This is a genomic window from Bacillus sp. PK3-067, assembly GCF_056738645.1.
The window spans coordinates 5,225,594-5,241,120 of the sequence record NZ_CP096490.1; the positions used below are offsets into that span (position 1 = coordinate 5,225,594).

At 38.5% G+C, this 15,527-nt stretch carries 20 protein-coding genes; 2 read left to right on the top strand and 18 right to left on the bottom strand.

From position 1 onward, the window contains the following. Positions 1-28: 28 nt before the first annotated feature. From M1D73_RS26970 to M1D73_RS27055, 18 genes are all read right to left on the bottom strand, one after another. Positions 29-814: a DUF975 family protein gene (locus M1D73_RS26970; protein WP_000578820.1), complete on the bottom strand. Its 786-nt coding sequence runs from the start codon at positions 812-814 to the stop codon at positions 29-31. 150 nt (positions 815-964) lie between these two features. Next, on the bottom strand, positions 965-1,366 hold the full coding sequence (atpC, locus tag M1D73_RS26975; RefSeq protein WP_000847211.1) for a F0F1 ATP synthase subunit epsilon: 402 nt from the start codon (positions 1,364-1,366) through the stop codon (positions 965-967). A gap of 20 nt (positions 1,367-1,386) precedes the next feature. Continuing rightward, positions 1,387-2,793 (bottom strand): F0F1 ATP synthase subunit beta, encoded by a 1,407-nt coding sequence (gene atpD / locus M1D73_RS26980; protein WP_001032595.1) that lies wholly within the window; start codon positions 2,791-2,793, stop codon positions 1,387-1,389. 239 nt (positions 2,794-3,032) lie between these two features. Next, positions 3,033-3,893 carry a F0F1 ATP synthase subunit gamma gene (atpG, locus tag M1D73_RS26985; RefSeq protein ID WP_000157696.1) on the bottom strand — a complete coding sequence of 287 codons (861 nt, stop codon included), beginning with the start codon at positions 3,891-3,893 and terminating at the stop codon, positions 3,033-3,035. Positions 3,894-4,106: 213 nt separating this feature from the next. Continuing rightward, a complete protein-coding gene (atpA, locus tag M1D73_RS26990) occupies positions 4,107-5,615 on the bottom strand; it encodes a F0F1 ATP synthase subunit alpha (RefSeq protein WP_000027518.1) in 1,509 nt (502 codons plus the stop codon). An 11-nt stretch (positions 5,616-5,626) separates the two neighbouring features. Then, complete coding sequence (atpH, locus tag M1D73_RS26995; RefSeq protein WP_000064683.1) at positions 5,627-6,169, bottom strand: F0F1 ATP synthase subunit delta; 543 nt, start codon at positions 6,167-6,169, stop codon at positions 5,627-5,629. Then, complete coding sequence (atpF, locus tag M1D73_RS27000; protein ID WP_001142624.1) at positions 6,166-6,672, bottom strand: F0F1 ATP synthase subunit B; 507 nt, start codon at positions 6,670-6,672, stop codon at positions 6,166-6,168. The genes atpH and atpF overlap by 4 nt, the downstream gene beginning before the upstream one ends. A 128-nt stretch (positions 6,673-6,800) precedes the next feature. Further along, on the bottom strand, positions 6,801-7,019 hold the full coding sequence (atpE, locus tag M1D73_RS27005) for a F0F1 ATP synthase subunit C (protein ID WP_000052064.1): 219 nt from the start codon (positions 7,017-7,019) through the stop codon (positions 6,801-6,803). A 56-nt stretch (positions 7,020-7,075) separates the two neighbouring features. Then, positions 7,076-7,795 carry a F0F1 ATP synthase subunit A gene (gene atpB, locus M1D73_RS27010; RefSeq protein ID WP_000399871.1) on the bottom strand — a complete coding sequence of 240 codons (720 nt, stop codon included), beginning with the start codon at positions 7,793-7,795 and terminating at the stop codon, positions 7,076-7,078. A 7-nt stretch (positions 7,796-7,802) separates the two neighbouring features. After that, positions 7,803-8,195 (bottom strand): ATP synthase subunit I, encoded by a 393-nt coding sequence (locus tag M1D73_RS27015; protein WP_000567600.1) that lies wholly within the window; start codon positions 8,193-8,195, stop codon positions 7,803-7,805. Then, positions 8,195-8,419 (bottom strand): AtpZ/AtpI family protein, encoded by a 225-nt coding sequence (locus tag M1D73_RS27020; RefSeq protein ID WP_001171223.1) that lies wholly within the window; start codon positions 8,417-8,419, stop codon positions 8,195-8,197. Before M1D73_RS27020 ends, M1D73_RS27015 begins: the two co-directional genes overlap by 1 nt. Positions 8,420-8,445: 26 nt before the next feature. Beyond that, positions 8,446-8,559 (bottom strand): DUF4024 domain-containing protein, encoded by a 114-nt coding sequence (locus M1D73_RS27025; protein ID WP_000232962.1) that lies wholly within the window; start codon positions 8,557-8,559, stop codon positions 8,446-8,448. A gap of 379 nt (positions 8,560-8,938) precedes the next feature. Next, positions 8,939-9,568 (bottom strand): uracil phosphoribosyltransferase, encoded by a 630-nt coding sequence (upp, locus tag M1D73_RS27030; protein ID WP_000517539.1) that lies wholly within the window; start codon positions 9,566-9,568, stop codon positions 8,939-8,941. A gap of 272 nt (positions 9,569-9,840) precedes the next feature. Continuing rightward, positions 9,841-11,082 carry a serine hydroxymethyltransferase gene (glyA, locus tag M1D73_RS27035; protein ID WP_000349805.1) on the bottom strand — a complete coding sequence of 414 codons (1,242 nt, stop codon included), beginning with the start codon at positions 11,080-11,082 and terminating at the stop codon, positions 9,841-9,843. A gap of 253 nt (positions 11,083-11,335) precedes the next feature. Then, a complete protein-coding gene (locus M1D73_RS27040; protein WP_000136374.1) occupies positions 11,336-11,908 on the bottom strand; it encodes a TIGR01440 family protein in 573 nt (190 codons plus the stop codon). Between the two features lie 66 nt (positions 11,909-11,974). After that, complete coding sequence (gene rpiB, locus M1D73_RS27045) at positions 11,975-12,418, bottom strand: ribose 5-phosphate isomerase B (protein WP_000869538.1); 444 nt, start codon at positions 12,416-12,418, stop codon at positions 11,975-11,977. A 97-nt stretch (positions 12,419-12,515) separates the two neighbouring features. Continuing rightward, positions 12,516-12,956: a low molecular weight protein arginine phosphatase gene (locus M1D73_RS27050; protein ID WP_000832373.1), complete on the bottom strand. Its 441-nt coding sequence runs from the start codon at positions 12,954-12,956 to the stop codon at positions 12,516-12,518. A gap of 242 nt (positions 12,957-13,198) precedes the next feature. Beyond that, a complete protein-coding gene (locus M1D73_RS27055; RefSeq protein WP_000473665.1) occupies positions 13,199-13,696 on the bottom strand; it encodes a PTS sugar transporter subunit IIA in 498 nt (165 codons plus the stop codon). A gap of 386 nt (positions 13,697-14,082) precedes the next feature. Between M1D73_RS27055 and M1D73_RS27060 the strand changes: the two genes are divergently transcribed. Together M1D73_RS27060 and M1D73_RS27065 are read left to right on the top strand one after the other, a co-directional pair. Then, positions 14,083-14,469: a DoxX family protein gene (locus M1D73_RS27060; protein ID WP_000968616.1), complete on the top strand. Its 387-nt coding sequence runs from the start codon at positions 14,083-14,085 to the stop codon at positions 14,467-14,469. A 158-nt stretch (positions 14,470-14,627) separates the two neighbouring features. Beyond that, a complete protein-coding gene (locus M1D73_RS27065) occupies positions 14,628-15,239 on the top strand; it encodes a flavin reductase family protein (RefSeq protein ID WP_000949054.1) in 612 nt (203 codons plus the stop codon). Positions 15,240-15,527 lie beyond the last annotated feature (288 nt).

Below are 15,527 nucleotides of genomic sequence, written 5' to 3' on the forward strand. Positions count from 1 at the left end.
ACAATAATTCTATTAGTATAGCATGTTCCTATTGAAATTCACCTTTTGAAATGTAGCGATAAAAGTGTGCTGTCGTCGTACTCATATACGGACTAAGCCAAAGAAATCCTATTCCAAAAGTAAGCAGCGCTAAAATAGCCCATCCTATGAAGCTCAGCCATAAAAGAAACAAATCTAACTTATGACCCTTCATAAGATTCTTACTTTCCTTCATCGCCTGCGAAACACTATATTCTGGATTTTCAATCATCACATAGTACGTCAGTGCATAAGAAAAATACATCACAATCATACCAACAATTGAAATTGCTAATAGTACGAAGAAAGCTATTGCAAATGACGTATTCCCTTCTTCACCTAACAATGCAAATAAGCCTATTAACAGCATCGGAATCCATGTACCTGTATATAACAAAATCGCAAGCATTGCCCACATTGTTTTCATCATTCTTTTAAAGCCACGAAATCCTTCGAATAAGTAATCTACTTTAGCATCTTCTCGTTTACTAATCTGTAAAAATACATTTGTATAACCATATGACGTAATCCCATACGATGCGTTACTCAAAATTATCATAATGCAATAAAAAATTCCAAAGGTAATACCTGCTCCAATTGACATCGTTTCCTCTTCAAATGATCCAGTTAAGCTTACAACTGAGAGAAATATAATAATTCCTGGAATTAATAGTATAAGCATTGCAGCCAGCGAAACAACATAACTTAAAATAAAATATAAAATTGTTGATCCAACACCTAGTCCCCATTTTCCCTTTAAAGAGTACAATGCTTCTCGCTTCATTTCACCAATCATTGATCCATCCCCTTTATGAAATATAAATTGTTGTACACTTCTACTTATACAAGCATCAATATAATTATACCAGTTTTGTAAAATTATCCATAAAATACAAAAAAAAAAAAAAAAAAAAAATCCGTAAAGGCAAAGCCCTTACGGATTTTTTTACTTCATATCGGAAACGTTCAAACGGTTCACAGCACGTTGTAATGCCATTTCTGCACGTTTAAAGTCAACATGTGCTTGTTTATCTTGCAGACGTTGCTCAGCGCGACGCTTCGCTTCATTTGCACGATGAATATCGATATGGTTTGCTTCTTCAGCAGATGATGATAATACAGTCACTTTATCTGGACGAACTTCGATAAAGCCACCGCTTACTGCTACATAATCAGTGTGTCCACCATTTTTCAGACGAACTGCACTAATTTTTAATGGTGCAACAGTTGGAATGTGACCTGGTAAGATCCCCATTTCCCCACTCTCTGCTTTTACACTTACCATTTCTACTTCTTTTTCGTAAACCGGTCCATCAGGAGTTACAATACTGACTGGAAATGTCTTCATACTTCGTCCCTCCTAAGGCCTTACGCCATCATTTTCTTCGCGTTTTCAATAACTTCTTCAATGCCACCTACTAAGCGGAATGCATCTTCTGGAAGGTCATCATATTTTCCTTCTAGAATTTCTTTGAAACCACTAACTGTATTCTTTACAGGTACGTAAGAACCTTTTTGACCTGTAAACTGCTCAGCTACGTGGAAGTTTTGAGATAAGAAGAATTGAATACGACGAGCACGATGTACAACTAACTTATCTTCTTCAGATAACTCATCCATACCTAAGATAGCGATGATATCTTGAAGTTCTTTATAACGTTGTAAAGTTTGCTGTACTTGACGAGCTACTTCATAATGCTCTTCTCCTACGATTTCTGGAGAAAGTGCACGAGATGTAGATGCTAATGGATCTACGGCTGGGTAAATACCCATTTGCGTTAAACGACGCTCTAAGTTTGTTGTTGCATCTAAGTGAGCGAACGTTGTAGCTGGTGCTGGGTCAGTATAGTCATCGGCTGGTACATATACCGCTTGGATAGACGTGATAGACCCTTTATTTGTAGATGTAATACGCTCTTGTAATTGACCCATTTCTGTTGCAAGTGTCGGTTGGTAACCTACCGCAGATGGCATACGACCAAGAAGGGCAGATACTTCAGAACCCGCTTGCGTGAAACGGAAGATGTTATCGATGAACAGAAGTACGTCTTGTCCTTGCTCATCACGGAAATGCTCAGCCATTGTTAAACCTGTTAATGCAACACGTTGACGTGCTCCAGGTGGCTCGTTCATTTGTCCGAATACCATCGCAGTTTTCTTGATTACGCCAGAATCGCTCATTTCGTGGTATAAGTCATTACCCTCACGAGTACGCTCACCTACACCAGCGAATACAGAGATACCACCGTGCTCTTGTGCGATGTTATTGATTAATTCCTGAATTAATACTGTTTTACCTACGCCGGCACCACCGAATAGGCCGATCTTACCACCCTTAATGTAAGGAGCAAGTAAGTCTACTACTTTAATACCAGTTTCAAGAATTTCTACTTTAGTAGATAATTCTTCGAATGCAGGTGCTTGACGGTGAATTGGATCACGGTGTACATCCGCAGGAAGTTCACCATCTAAGTCAATTGCATCACCTAATACGTTGAATACACGTCCAAGTGTTGCATCACCAACTGGTACAGAGATTGCTTTACCAGTATCTTCTACTTCTGTGCCACGAACAAGTCCATCTGTGGAAGACATCGCAACTGTACGAACTGTATCATCACCTAAATGAAGTGCAACTTCAAATGTTAAGTTCATGCTTCCGTTTTCGTTGCTTTGTTTTACCGTAAGGGCATTGTAGATTTCTGGTAGCTTTCCGCCATCAAACTTAACGTCTACAACCGGACCCATGATTTGCGTAACGCGCCCTTTATTCATCGGGTTCCCTCCTAGCTTTCTTTTAATTAGCTACCTCTATCAGAGAAGTTAGCTTTTAATTTTTTATTAGTTTAGCTTACGCGACTCTCCTGAAAGAGCCGCTTCCGCTTTTTATTGAATCTATCTCCAGCGGTTAGAATGTTCGGTGGCTTCGCTTTTTCCTACGAGGCACAAATCGCCTCTACGTCAAAAGCTCCATCCCCCTCTCATTCTGAACGAACCGCTTCCGCTTTTTAATACTATTCTAACGCTGCTGCTCCACCAACGATTTCCGTAATTTCTTGCGTAATCGCTGCCTGACGCGCACGGTTGAATGAAAGTGTAAGTGAATCGATAACTTCCATTGCGTTGTCTGTAGCACTCTTCATTGCTGTCATACGCGCTGCGTGCTCACTTGCTTTACCGTCTAGTAATGCACCGTACACTAAGCTTTCTGCGTATTGTGGCAATAGTACTTTTAAAATTTCTTCTTCAGAAGGTTCGAATTCATAAGCTGTCGTCGGTTTGTCAGACGCCACATCAGTAAGCGGTAAAATTTTATTTTCCGTTACCTCTTGTGAAATTTTACTTACGTAATGGTTGTAGTAAATGTACAGCTCATCATAAGCACCATCTGCGAACATCGCAATTGCTCGAGAAGCAAGGTCTTTAATATCAGTAAATGATGGGTGGTCAGATAATCCAACTACTTCATCAATAATGTTAAAGCCGCGACGTTTTAAATAATCACGTCCTAGTCGTCCAAGCACAATAATAGAATATTGGTTTGAATCCATATTATGACGTTCACGAATTACGTTACTTACTGTACGTAATACGTTACTGTTATAACCACCTGCTAGTCCGCGATCAGACGTAATAACGATGTATCCTGTACGCTTTACAGGACGCGCATTTAGCATTGGATGATTAATCCCTTTGCTTCCTTGCGCAATGCTCGCTACTACTTCTTGAATCTTTTCCATATACGGAACGAAAGATTTAGCATTTTGCTCTGCACGGTTTAACTTAGATGCAGATACCATCTCCATCGCTTTCGTAATTTGACTCGTTTTCTTTGTCGAGTTAATCTTCGCTTTTATATCGCGTAAAGATGCCACAGGTTTTCACCACCTTTTTTCCGGAAGTTGGCACGATTAGTAAGAATCCTCTTCCTAATCTACGTTGCAAGATATTCTTGCTCATGATTGAAGGAAAAGAATAGGTGCACCTACTCTTTTCCTTTACATGACCTTTAGCAATCTCAGAGCCCGAGATGCCTTTTATATATACTATCTAGCTCCAGCGGCTTGAACGAGCCGCTTCCGCTTTTATTATTCAGAAGCTACGAATACTTTTTTAAATCCATTGATTGCTGCTGCAAATTTGTCGTCATCCGCAAGTTTCTTAGTTGTGCGGATTTCTTCTAATAAGTCAGTCGCATTAGAATCTAACCAAGCATGGAATTCTTCTTCAAAACGAGTGATATCTACTACTGGGATATCATCTAGGAATCCACGTGTTAAAGCGTAAAGAATGATAACTTGTTTCTCTACACGTAACGGTTTGTGTAATCCTTGTTTTAATACCTCAACAGTACGAGCACCACGGTTTAATTTCGCTTGAGTTGCTTTATCAAGGTCAGAACCGAACTGAGCGAACGCTTCTAACTCACGGTAAGATGCAAGGTCAAGACGAAGTGTACCTGATACTTTACTCATTGCTTTAATCTGAGCAGATCCACCTACACGAGATACAGAAGTACCCGCATCGATCGCTGGACGTACGCCAGAGAAGAATAGGTCAGATTGTAAGAAGATTTGTCCATCCGTAATAGAAATTACGTTTGTTGGGATGTATGCTGATACGTCCCCTGCTTGTGTTTCGATGAAAGGTAGTGCAGTTAAAGAACCGCCGCCTTTTGCATCACTTAATTTTGCTGCACGCTCTAATAAGCGAGAATGTAAGTAGAATACATCCCCTGGGTAAGCTTCACGACCTGGAGGACGACGTAATAGTAATGACAGCTCACGGTAAGCCGCTGCTTGTTTTGATAAGTCATCATATACTACTAATACGTGTTTACCATTGTACATGAACTCTTCACCCATTGTTACACCAGCATAAGGAGCTAGGTATAATAATGGAGCTGGTTGAGAAGCAGATGCAGTTACAACGATTGTGTATTCTAATGCACCGTGCTTACGTAGTGTTTCTACTACGTTACGTACAGTTGATTCTTTTTGTCCAATTGCTACGTAGATACAAATCATGTCTTCATCTTTTTGGTTAATGATTGTATCAAGTGCAACTGCTGTTTTACCAGTTTGACGGTCACCAATGATTAACTCACGTTGACCACGGCCAATTGGTACAAGAGCATCGATCGCTTTAATACCTGTTTGAAGTGGCTCATGAACAGATTTACGATCCATTACACCTGGTGCTGGACTTTCGATTGGACGAGTGTTTGTTGTATTGATTGGGCCTAAACCATCAACTGGTTGACCTAATGGGTTTACAACACGACCAATTAGTTCTTTTCCTACTGGTACTTGCATGATGCGACCAGTACGACGAACTTCGTCACCTTCACGGATTTCTGTGTAAGGTCCTAAAATGATAATACCTACGTTGTTTTCCTCTAAGTTTTGTGCTAGTCCCATAACGCCGTTAGAGAACTCTACAAGTTCACCAGCCATAACGTTATCAAGACCATGAGCACGCGCGATACCGTCACCAACTTGGATAACTGTACCAACATCACTAACTTCGATTTCAGACTGATAGTTCTCGATTTGTTGCTTTATCAGTGCGCTAATTTCTTCAGCTCTGATGCTCATGTGCTTCACCCCTATCTATTCTTCATTAATTCACGCTGAATACGTGCTAATTTTCCTTGTAAACTTCCGTCATAAATGCGATTTCCAATACGTACTTTAATTCCGCCTAGTAAATCTTCATCTACAACATTTTTCACGCGAATTGCATCTTTTCCCGTTCTCTTTGCAAATGCTTCAGCAATGTTAAGCTTCTCTTCTTCTGATAGAAGACGAGTAGAATATACAGTTGCATCCGCTACGTTACGTTCTTCATTAGCAAGAACAACATATTCATCTGCAATTTCAGGTAAGATATCAATGCGTTTGTTATCAATTAAAATATATAACGTATTTAAAATAGATTCAGAAACAGATCCGAATACGTTTGCAAGAAACGTTTTCTTTTGTTCCTTTGAAATGTTCGGTTGCGTTAAAAAGCTATGTAGTTCTCCGTTCTTTACATAAACGTTTTGTACAAGGCGTAATTCCTCTTCAAACATTTCTAATACGTGTTTTTCTTTTGCAATTTTAAAAAGAGCGACAGCATAACGTTTTGCTACAATCCCATTGCTCATCGCGCTTCTCCTACTTCTTTAATATAATCGCGAATTAACTTCACTTGATCTTCTTCTTTTAATTCTTTTTCAATTACTTTAGAAGCAATTTGAACAGATAAAGAAGCGACTTGTTCTTGTAAAGCAGCAATTGCTTGCTCTTTTTCGCGTTGAATTTCTTGTACAGCAGATGCTTTAATTGATTCTGCTTCTTCTTTCGCAGCAGCAACAATAACATCCTTTTGATCTACAGCTTGCTTTTTCGCTCTTTCGATTAACTCTTGTGCTTCAACACGCGATTGTTTTAACATCTCACGTTGTTCTTCTACTAATTTCTTCGCTTCAGCATTATTTCTTTCTGCAGCGTCGATTTCATTAGCAACGTGCTCTTCACGTTCTTTCATAATTCCCATTAAAGGACCCCACGCAAATTTGCGTAGCATTACTAATAGAAGTAAGAAAATGAACAATGTATAAGCAATCGTTCCAAATGGAATGGAAGCTCCTAATAATAAAGTTGGCACAAGGATTCACTCCCTTCAAAATATCTAAATTGATCATATGAAAAAAAAGACATACGTTTCGTTCATAAAGCAATGGCGAAGAAAGTTCGGAAAAACACTCTTCGCCATCTATGTAAGGGGAGTCTCCCTTATTTGTTCATTACGATGAATGCAATAACTACACCGATGATTGGAAGTGCCTCAACTAAAGCAACCCCGATGAACATAATTGTTTGAAGTGCGCCTTTTAATTCTGGTTGACGAGCAACACCTTCGATTGTACGTGATACGATAAGACCGTTACCAATACCTGCACCTAATGCTGATAAACCAATTGCAATTGCAGCTGCGATTACACCTAAACTCATTTAATTTGTCCTCCTTTGTATTATAAAAAAATAAATTTTTTCTTACTTAAATTATATTAATGGTCATGGCTTACTTTATGAGCCATATAAACCATCGTTAACATAACGAAAATAAATGCTTGGATTGATCCAACGAATACACTGAATCCCATCCATGCTAACATTGGTACAAGCGCACCTAATGCCCCAAGGACTGATGCTCCGCCCAACTTAGCAAGTAATCCTAATAAGATCTCACCTGCATAAATGTTACCAAATAAACGAAGACCTAACGTTAATGTGTTAGCAAACTCCTCAATAACCTTTAATGGGAATAAGAATTTCATAGGTTGGAAATAACCTTTTACGTACTCTTTCGTACCCTTCATCTTAATTCCATAATAATGGGTGAGGGTAACTACCATCACGGCTAATGTTAATGTAACTGCTGGATCAGACGTTGGTGATCTCCACCATGCAATATGTTCGCCAGCTTCAGTTGCTGAATACATGAATGGTAAACCAAGGAAGTTCGATACGATGATAAACATGATAAGCGTAACGCCAAGCGTTAAGAAACGTCCACCTGTTTTCCAGTCCATCGTACTATTGATAATCCCTTTCACGAAGTCAAACACCCATTCCATGAAGTTTTGCATCCCGGTTGGGCGAAGAGCTAAGCTGCGAGTTCCGATAACAGCGATTAAGAAAACAATAACTGCTGCTACAGTAACCATCATAACTGATGACAAATCGAACGTTAAACCTAGAAATTCAACTAATTTACCGTGTTCCACTAGTAATTCACCTCTCTTCCCTGCTCTTATACTCTAAATAAAGAAAATCTATGATCATGACAAGGTATCCTGTCAGCAATCCTACACCTAGGCCCCACATCGCGATTAACTCTTGATATTTGGCTGCAAATAAAATTAATAACCCAATCGTGGCGAATCTTGAATATGTACTTACCGCTGTTGCCTTGAACTTCACGTTTTCTCCATTTGTTACGCGATCTAGCAGCTTGTCTGTTCTACGTGCAATGATGCGCAAACTAAGAAAACTGAAAATCGTACCGATAATCAGTCCAAGAAATACATCCTTGTAAGAGGTAAATCCCCATCCTAGCACTAGAAGCGCAAGCAAGTAGTACATATATTTCTTTTGTCTTTGGACAAGTCCATGTACGTCTATCATCATTGCTCTCCCGAATAGTAATGTCGAATGAGTCGAATCATTGCGTATACCCCTGTTCCTAGTCCGAGTAATAACCCTATAATAAGAAACAACGGAAACGTTCCAACCTTATTATCAATCCACTGCCCACCAAAGATTCCAACAAGAATAGAACCGACTAATTGAGCAAGAATACCTGACATTAAAGCATAAGCTTTTATATGGCTGCGATCGTTTTTTTGCAAGGATTCATCCCTCCAATATGTAACCCTCATTCACGATGTGTTAATAATAACTCATTTTTTTGCATAAATCCTATACAAAACAAAAAGTTTACATTTTCGTCACGGAATAGATGTAATTTTGTCACTGAAAGCCCTACCATCTATCCCCGTTGTTAGCATACAATAGGGTATTAACAGTGTCAACGAGAAATCGTAAAAAATCTAAAAATTTGAGTATTAGGCATTTCCTCCCAAAAATGAAAACGTTCCCCTTCTAAATACTGGTTACATATATGCAATTTCTAACAGTTTTCTCTTTATAATAGAAGGAAATGTTCACAAGTTTGTCACTATTATATTTTCGAGATATAACGCTTTTCTTCCATAATATAGTGTTCCTCAGACGTAAGACTTCTATATTATATGTGAGGTGTATGCAACTTATGTTGTATATACGATGTATATTTATCCTCTCCCCCTCCCCTACTTGCTTACAGCAAAAAAGACGAGCTGGGGAATCTCCCCTGCTCGTCAGTTGTCTTACTTCGTTCCGAATAAACGGTCACCAGCATCACCAAGACCTGGTACTACATATCCGTGGTCATTTAATTTCTCATCTAATGCTGCTACATAAATATCAACATCAGGATGTTCTTCTTGTACTACTTTTACCCCTTCTGGAGCTGCAACGATACACATTAATTTAATTTGTTTCGCACCGCGCTTTTTCAGAGAGTTAATTGCTTCAGCCGCAGAACCACCTGTTGCTAGCATCGGATCTAGTACGATAAAGTCACGCTCTTCTACATCCGTTGGAAGTTTCACATAGTATTCTACCGGTTGCAATGTTTTAGGGTCACGGTATAAACCAACGTGTCCTACTTTTGCTGCTGGAATTAATTTCAGAATTCCATCAACCATTCCTAAACCTGCACGTAAAATCGGAATTAAACCAAGTTTTTTACCAGCGATCACTTTTGTTGTCGCTTTGCTTACAGGTGTTTCAATTTCAATGTCCTTAAGTGGAAGGTCGCGAGTAATTTCGAAAGCCATTAAGCTTGCTACTTCGTCCACTAATTCACGAAAATCTTTCGTACCTGTATTCTTATCGCGAATATATGTAATCTTATGTTGAATTAACGGGTGATCAAATACATACAGTTTTCCCATGTGAATCTCTCCTTTAGATGATATTCATGCGTTTGCACGCTTTTTTACACTATTTACGATTGTAAAGAAAACGCTACTAATATTCAAGGGCAAATTTGGCAAAATCATGATTTTACAATGAATCTATCTAGTATCTTTACCAATTATGGGAGCTGTATCCTTCATTATATCGCCAAAATTTATTCATCATTTGTATACATACTTTAAAAATAATATATGTCCAAAAAAAAGACCGCCAAAACAATTAAGTCTCGGCAGTCTTCTTCAATCTATTATAGATTTGGATACATTGGGAATTTGCTAGTTAACGCTTCTACACGCTTACGTGCTTCTTCTAATGCAGCTTCATTTTCATGATTTTTTAATGTATAAGCAATAAGTGACGCAATTTCATCCATTTCTTCTAAACCAAAACCACGAGATGTTACAGCTGCTGTACCGATACGTACACCACTTGTTACAAATGGGCTTGCTGTTTCAAATGGAATTGTATTTTTGTTCACTGTAATACCAACTTCATCTAATACGTGCTCTGCTACTTTACCTGTGATTTCTAAGTTACGAACATCAATCAAGATTAAGTGATTGTCTGTTCCGCCAGAAACAAGTGTAAGTCCTTCTTTTTGAAGACCTTCAGCTAAGCGGTTCGCATTGTTAATGATATTTTGTGCATATGTTTTGAAATCATCTTGAAGTGCTTCACCAAATGCAACAGCTTTTGCAGCGATTACGTGCATAAGTGGACCACCTTGAATACCAGGGAAGATTGATTTATCAATTTGTTTTGCAAATTGCTCTTCACATAAAATCATACCACCACGCGGACCACGTAACGTTTTATGTGTTGTCGTTGTAACGAAATGTGCATGTGGTACTGGATTTGGATGTAAACCAGCAGCTACTAAACCTGCGATATGTGCCATATCAACCATTAAATAAGCGCCCACTTCATCTGCAATCTCACGGAATCGCTTGAAATCGATAACACGAGGGTATGCACTTGCACCTGCAACGATTAATTTTGGTTTATGTTCTTTCGCTTTTGCTAATACATCATCGTAATTAATACGGTGAGAGTCAGCATCCACGCCATATTCTACGAAATTATATTGTACTCCACTGAAGTTAACAGGGCTTCCGTGTGTTAAGTGACCACCATGAGATAAGTTCATACCAAGTACTGTATCGCCTTGCTCTAAAATCGTGAAGTATACTGCCATGTTCGCTTGTGCACCAGAGTGTGGTTGAACATTTACGTGCTCTGCGCCGAAAATTTCTTTCACGCGATCACGTGCGATATCTTCTACTACGTCTACGTGTTCACAGCCACCATAGTAACGTTTTCCAGGATATCCTTCAGCATACTTATTCGTTAAAACAGAACCTTGTGCCTCCATTACTGCTTCACTTACAAAGTTTTCCGAAGCAATTAACTCAATCTTTGAACGCTGTCTTCCTAGTTCTGCCTCAATTGCAGCAAATACCTTTTCATCTTGACGTTTTAAATGATCCACCAAAATCCCCCTTTTCTGAACGAATTACATCGATTCCCAACAGTTTTTTCTTATTTATTCAGAAAAAACGAAAATTCAGGTTGTAATTCTTTCGAACCTTCATGTTTTCAACTACATTCTAACATGACTTTCTATATCATAAAAGAAAAAAAAGACCGAAAATCGGTCTTTTCTTTCTTCTATTATAAAGTCAGACAACATACCTTTTATCTTATGATAAACAGGTACTATATGACTTCCTAATTTCTCATATTTAACGGCAAGTGGTAGTCTCTTCCACTGCCGCATAGACAGCACGTGCTCCACCAATTAGTTTTCCACGTGTTTTGGCCATCGTTACATGCGCACTTCCAATTTCCTTCACATTTGTACGAACCGGAACAGCTACATGCTTTAAATGCATACCGATAAATGTATCACCAATATCCATTCCTGCATCAGCTTTAATAAACTCAACTACTACCGGATCTTTCAAATTGTGATACGCATATGTCCCCAATGCACCACCTGCTGATCTAACAGGCGTAACTGTTACAATTTCAAATTGATATTTTATCGCTACTTCTCTCTCAACTACTAAAGCACGGTTTAAATGCTCACAACATTGAAACGCTAATTCAATACCTGTTTGCTCTTGAAATTGTTTTAACTCAGAGAAAATCGCCTCTGCTACTTCCATCGTTCCTGATGTTCCAATTCTTTCGCCTAGCACTTCGCTCGTGCTACAACCCACTACAAAAATTTGACCGCTTTGTAATGAAGCTTGTTCTTGGAAATCAGAAAGCGACATTTGTAGCTGTTCTCTTACCTTTACGATTTCTGTCATTACGCCTCTTCCTTTCACAGGTTGGTTCACCAAATTATATTTCACACTACTGATAGTTAGAATCTATTACTTTGTTTCGTATGTTTTAATTTTTCCTACGCGGTTTTCGTGACGACCACCTTCATAATCAGTTGTTAACCAGATTTTCGCGATATCACGCGCTAGACCAGCACCAATTACACGCTCGCCCATTGCTAGCATGTTAGTGTCATTATGCTCTCTCGTCGCTTTCGCGCTGAAAGTATCATGAACTAACGCACAACGGATACCATTTACTTTGTTTGCTGCGATTGACATACCAATGCCTGTCCCACAAACTAAGATACCACGATCTACTTCACCATTCGCTACCATTTCAGCTGCTGGAAACGCAAAGTCAGGGTAATCAACAGAACCAGCTTCACATTCACAACCTAAATCAATATATTCAATATTTAACTCTTCTAATAAATTTACAAGTTCTTTGCGGATATTCATACCGCCGTGATCAGATGCTATTACTACTTTCATTTTTACCCCTCCAAAGTTTCAATCAATTATCTTCATTTCACACTCGCTACCTCATATAGGAAGAAGTGATCTCCAATATCGTATTATACACGAAACATCAACCTACTGAATGTTTTTTCAGTAAAGTTTGTACAAGTTTTTCCATCTCATCTAACGTTTCTTTATAAATAGAAAGCGAGCCTCCAAATGGATCTGAAATGTCCTTGCCTATACCTTCAGTTAATCCATATAACGTATTTAATTTCTTTTCAACGCTCGGATAATGCCCAAGTACAATTTGCTTATGGTTTTCTGTCATCGTTACGACAATATCAGCCCAATCAAGCAAAGTTTCATTTACTTGCTGCGCCGCATGATCAATTGAAATTCCTTTTTCAGCTAAGGCTTCCTTCGCATGTACCGATGCATCGCTCCCAGGATAGGCGAAAACACCAGCAGATTGCACTTCAAACTTATCTCCTCCGTGATGACGAAGCAACGCCTCAGCCATTGGACTACGACATGTATTGCCAGTACAAACAAATAACACTCGTTTCATTCAAACCCACCCCTATATTCGATTTCTTATCATTCATCATAACTTACATTAGAATAGAACAAAAGAAATGTGAATATACAAAAGGCGCATTTCTCTTATATTTTTTCTAAGAAAAATGCGCCTTATCCACATATATGTGAAACCCTATTTCCAAGTGCCTAGAGTATTTTAACATACATACTGAACACGCAACAAAAATAAGGAATCCATTTCATACGAAACGGATTCCTCTTATATTGCAATTATTTCATTGTAACTTTCATTACTTCTGTTGAACCTTTTGTAGCTGCTACGCCTACAGTTGTCTTAATAGACTCAGCTGCATCTGTGTTTGTAATAACAATTGGAGTAATTGTGCTTTTCGCTTTTTCACGGATTAATTCTAAGTCGAATGAGATTAATTTATCTCCAGCTTTTACAGCTTGGCCTTCAGAAACGTGAGCTTCGAAACCTTCACCTTCCATTTTTACAGTTTCTAATCCAACGTGGATTAGAATTTCTGTACCGTTTTTCGCTTTAATTCCGATAGCATGTTTTGTGTGGAATAATTGTACGATTTCACCATCAACTGGAGATACAACTACACCTTCAGTAGGATCAATTGCAACACCGTCACCCATCATACGACCAGCAAATACTGGATCTGGTACTTCTTCAATATTTTTCACTGCTCCAGTTAATGGAGCTACGATTGTTTCTTCATTTGTTTTTGAACCAAGACCGAATAATTTTTTAAACATAGGATAGTCCTCCTTATAATTTACCTAAAAGTTTATAGGGCAATCCCTAGTAAAACTCGGGATACATGTAAGACTTCATACTTCGAATATTATGCTGTAAAAACGCTTTCGAAATAAATTATGTCATTACTAATAGACTCTTATTGTAGCGCTTCACAAAATTCCAGTCAATTCTGATTGTCTGAATAACAATTAGAAGTTAACTTCTATTTATATTTTCTCTTTTTTTGCCCAACTTGTCTAGAGGTCTTTACTACATTTTATTTTTTGTTGTTAATTTGTAAAATTTAATTCAAACTTTTTTCAAAATCCACTTGACTATAGTAAGTAACTATTTTATTATTACTTACGTAAGGTAAGTTAATAACTTTTAGGAGGTTTTAAAAATGATGGATTTCGGTCTACTTATTATTCGTCTTATTATAGGAATTACATTCATGGGTCATGGCGCTCAAAAATTATTTGGTTGGTTCGGCGGTTACGGTTTAAAAGGAACAGGTGGCTGGATGGAGTCAATCGGTTTACGTCCTGGTGTATTTATGGCATTTATGGCTGGCGCAACTGAATTACTAGGTGGTTTCTTATTCGCATCAGGTATTTTCATTGTAGTTGGTTCATTATTTATCGTTGGAACAATGTTAATGGCTATCTTCACTGTTCACGGAAAAAATGGTTACTGGGTAACACAAAACGGATATGAATATAACTTAATGTTAATCGCTGTCGCTGTTGGTGTAGCTTTAATCGGGCCTGGGGCATACGTTTTACTTTAATTTTTATCTCAAATTTGAGATTCTTGAAAAAGAACTTACTTCATTACAATTGAAGTAAGTTCTTTTTATGAAACAAAATATTATTTCCAGCAGGATTTTCTCATCGTTATCTTGTAAACAAACAATAAGTATTCATATTTAGAAAGGGGATTACAAGCATGTTATCCATTAATCCAAATGAACAAACTGAAAAAGATAATTACAAATTACTTACCGGAAGTATCATCCCTCGTCCTGTCGCATTCGTTACTTCTGTAACAAAAGAAGGTGTACTAAACGGAGCACCATATAGTTATTTCAATATTGTCGCTGCTAATCCACCACTTATCTCAGTATCTGTACAACGAAAAGCAGGAGAAAGAAAGGACACTTCCCGAAACGCAATTGAAAAAGGAGAATTTGTCGTACATATTTCTGACGAATCGTATGTAGCAGCAATTAACGAAACAGCAGCTAACCTCCCGCCAAATGAAAGTGAAATTGAACTAGCAAAACTAACACCAATCGAAAGTGAAGTCATCTCTGTTCCAGGTGTAAAAGAAGCAAATATTCGAATGGAATGCGTATTAGAACGTGCAATTCCACTTGGCGGAACGGAAGACTCACCAGCTTGTGATCTACTAATTGGACGCGTCGTTCGTTTCCACGTTGCCGAACATCTATATGAAAAAGGGCGCATTCACGCCGAAGGACTCAAACCAATAAGCCGCCTAGCAGGACACAACTATGCAAAATTAGGAGAACAATTTGAATTAGTTAGGCCAATCTAAAAGCGGAAGCGGCTCGTTCAGAATCGCAGGGCATTGGAGCTCTCGACCTTGAAGCGCTTTTTGCTTCATGCGAGAGAGCGAAATGACCGGAGATTCTAGCCGCTGAAGCTGGATAATATCTAAAAGTGGAAGTGGCCCGTTTAGCTCTGACCAGCTAAGGTTCTCTCGCACAAAAGGTGCTTTTTACCTCGTAGGAAGACGCGAAGCCACCGACCATTCTAGCCGCTGAAGCTGGATAATATCTAAAAGTGGAGGCAGCTAGATTCCTCCCATCACTCAAATATAAAA

Coding starts and splice junctions, on each gene's coding strand:
- M1D73_RS26970 (WP_000578820.1), bottom strand. CDS start 814: ATGATTGGTGAAATGAAGCGAGAAGCATTGTACTCTTTAAAGGGAAAA.
- atpC (WP_000847211.1), bottom strand. CDS start 1,366: ATGAAGACATTTCCAGTCAGTATTGTAACTCCTGATGGACCGGTTTAC.
- atpD (WP_001032595.1), bottom strand. CDS start 2,793: ATGAATAAAGGGCGCGTTACGCAAATCATGGGTCCGGTTGTAGACGTT.
- atpA (WP_000027518.1), bottom strand. CDS start 5,615: ATGAGCATCAGAGCTGAAGAAATTAGCGCACTGATAAAGCAACAAATC.
- atpH (WP_000064683.1), bottom strand. CDS start 6,169: ATGAGCAATGGGATTGTAGCAAAACGTTATGCTGTCGCTCTTTTTAAA.
- atpE (WP_000052064.1), bottom strand. CDS start 7,019: ATGAGTTTAGGTGTAATCGCAGCTGCAATTGCAATTGGTTTATCAGCA.
- M1D73_RS27015 (WP_000567600.1), bottom strand. CDS start 8,195: ATGATAGACGTACATGGACTTGTCCAAAGACAAAAGAAATATATGTAC.
- M1D73_RS27025 (WP_000232962.1), bottom strand. CDS start 8,559: ATGGTAGGGCTTTCAGTGACAAAATTACATCTATTCCGTGACGAAAAT.
- upp (WP_000517539.1), bottom strand. CDS start 9,568: ATGGGAAAACTGTATGTATTTGATCACCCGTTAATTCAACATAAGATT.
- M1D73_RS27040 (WP_000136374.1), bottom strand. CDS start 11,908: ATGACAGAAATCGTAAAGGTAAGAGAACAGCTACAAATGTCGCTTTCT.
- rpiB (WP_000869538.1), bottom strand. CDS start 12,418: ATGAAAGTAGTAATAGCATCTGATCACGGCGGTATGAATATCCGCAAA.
- M1D73_RS27050 (WP_000832373.1), bottom strand. CDS start 12,956: ATGAAACGAGTGTTATTTGTTTGTACTGGCAATACATGTCGTAGTCCA.
- M1D73_RS27055 (WP_000473665.1), bottom strand. CDS start 13,696: ATGTTTAAAAAATTATTCGGTCTTGGTTCAAAAACAAATGAAGAAACA.
- M1D73_RS27060 (WP_000968616.1), top strand. CDS start 14,083: ATGATGGATTTCGGTCTACTTATTATTCGTCTTATTATAGGAATTACA.
- M1D73_RS27065 (WP_000949054.1), top strand. CDS start 14,628: ATGTTATCCATTAATCCAAATGAACAAACTGAAAAAGATAATTACAAA.